General features: G+C 58.0%; 2 protein-coding genes, 1 tRNA gene and 1 pseudogene. 3 read left to right on the top strand and 1 reads right to left on the bottom strand.

Translation table 11 applies throughout. From position 1 onward, the window contains the following. A pseudogene (locus AC1DX0_RS35315) lies at positions 1 to 155 on the bottom strand (N-formylglutamate amidohydrolase); the annotation flags it as partial. Positions 156 to 345: 190 nt separating this feature from the next. On the opposite strand from AC1DX0_RS35315, the gene cpdR reads away from it, so the two are divergent. The 3 genes from cpdR to AC1DX0_RS35300 all read left to right on the top strand — a co-directional run. After that, on the top strand, positions 346 to 708 hold the full coding sequence (gene cpdR, locus AC1DX0_RS35310) for a cell cycle two-component system response regulator CpdR (protein ID WP_006199474.1): 363 nt from the start codon (positions 346 to 348) through the stop codon (positions 706 to 708). Positions 709 to 813: 105 nt separating this feature from the next. Next, positions 814 to 888: transfer RNA gene (locus tag AC1DX0_RS35305), tRNA-Val, on the top strand. Between the two features lie 526 nt (positions 889 to 1,414). Next, on the top strand, positions 1,415 to 1,922 hold a 508-nt coding region (locus AC1DX0_RS35300; protein WP_477359071.1), incomplete at its 3' end, for an STM3941 family protein.

The following is a 1,922-nucleotide window of genomic DNA, read 5'->3' as shown; positions in this document are numbered from 1 at the left end:
GCCATGGCAAGGAAGCGTTCGGGGTAGTAGCTGCCGCTATGCGGTGAGTTGAACAGGAAGGGGACGCGCTGCTCGGCGCCCGATCGGATTTCGAAGGGTGGAACGACCGAAAAATCCTCGGCTGCCGTCTTCAATTTGAACGAACCCGAAAACACCAGTGCATCATTGTATGAAACTGCCACCTTGCTGGCCGCATGTCCAGCATTTCACCGCGCACATGGCCTTGCCAAATGCGGATATTGCTTCGCCGCGTTCACTTGATGTTTACCGTCACCTCCTCATATACAGGATGGTTAACGGGCTGCCTCGGCGGCAGTCTCGGGCGGGTGATTCGGACGGGATATCATGGCACGCATTCTTCTGGCGGAAGACGACGACGATATGCGTCGGTTCCTCGTCAAGGCGTTGGAACGCGCCGGCTACCAGGTCAGCGATTTCGACAATGGCGCCAGCGCCTATGAGCGGCTGCGCGAGGAACCGTTCTCGCTGCTGTTGACCGACATCGTCATGCCGGAGATGGACGGCATCGAGCTGGCGCGGCGTGCCACCGAGATCGATCCGGACCTCAAGGTCATGTTCATCACCGGTTTCGCCGCCGTTGCGCTGAACCCGGATTCCAAGGCGCCGAAAGACGCCAAGGTGCTGTCGAAGCCCTTCCACCTGCGCGATCTCGTCAACGAGGTCGAGAAGATGCTGCAGGCGGCCTGAGCCGCCTTCCGCAAAGGCATCGCCGCTGCGGCGAGACGACGCCTTCTTTCCTTTTTCTCGCTATTGACGCGCCGAACCAAAAATGGTGTATGCGCGGCTTCGGATGGGCGTGTAGCTCAGCGGGAGAGCACTGCATTGACATTGCAGGGGTCACAGGTTCAATCCCTGTCACGCCCACCATCCAGACAAACCTTCGATATTGATTGACCGCATACAGGCGGCGTCGAGGCGAACCGATCGCCCGGTTGTGCTCGATCAGGACTCAGATCCAGGAGCCCTCGACCGGCCGGGCCGCCGCCGTGTCCAAGCGGCCGGATTTGGGCTTCTTGCCCAGCGTCAGTCCGCTCCGTCCAGGTTTCCATCATCGGCAACGGAATTCTGCAGCGCAGTCGGCCACCGGCCGCCGTCGAACATTACCACCCATTGGCCCGCCAGGCTGAGCCTCGCGGAAGCTCGCCGGGAAGCATCAAAATCAAGAAAACGTGTCCTATGTGAGCCGCAACTTATGTTGTGTGCCAGGTCGCGCCGCTGGTAGCGTCCCACCCATCAGTAAGGGAAGCTTATCATGAGATGAGTTAGCCCGCTGGACGTTGGTTGGCATGCCGCTCGATATCTGATTTCTGCCGAACGTATGATTCTTCAGTTGTTCCGGAGATTTCATCTCACTTGTCTTCGACCGTATCAATTCAAGAAAAATGTGGGTGCGATGTTGGAGCATGATCAGGGTCAAAAGTTCTATTATTCTGCCGCCAAACTCGTCAAACCGCTTGCCATATTCGCCCTGGTTTTAGGTATCGGAATTTTTTGCCTCCAGGATCAACATGCGCCGCCCCAACTTGTCCTTAGCGGATGGATTTGCGTGATTACCGGCGCTTTGATGGGCACGATGATGTTGCGTCGATTGGTGACGCGAGCACCTGCGCTGGTGCTTTCGCCGCAAGGCGTGAAAATTCCCTCTGTGGGCAACCTTGTACCCTGGAGCGCGATCACCAGGCTTTCTGAAGTGTCCACCAAGAGCTTCGTCAGTCTGAGGCTGGCCGTCGATCCTGCCTATGCCGAGAGTGTGCCGCGGCCATGGTATGCACTGCGGCGGCGTGGCAAATTGGCTCTTGCCATCCCGATCAGCCAGATAGATAGCGCGGGCACGGATATCACTCAGCTTTGCCGCACCTATATGGCGGCGCAACCATCAGCGCTCAATGCGATGCAGGAAC

It is taken from the genome of Mesorhizobium sp. P3_A9, assembly GCF_056402975.1.
This window is presented reverse-complemented; position numbering and strand designations above follow the sequence as displayed.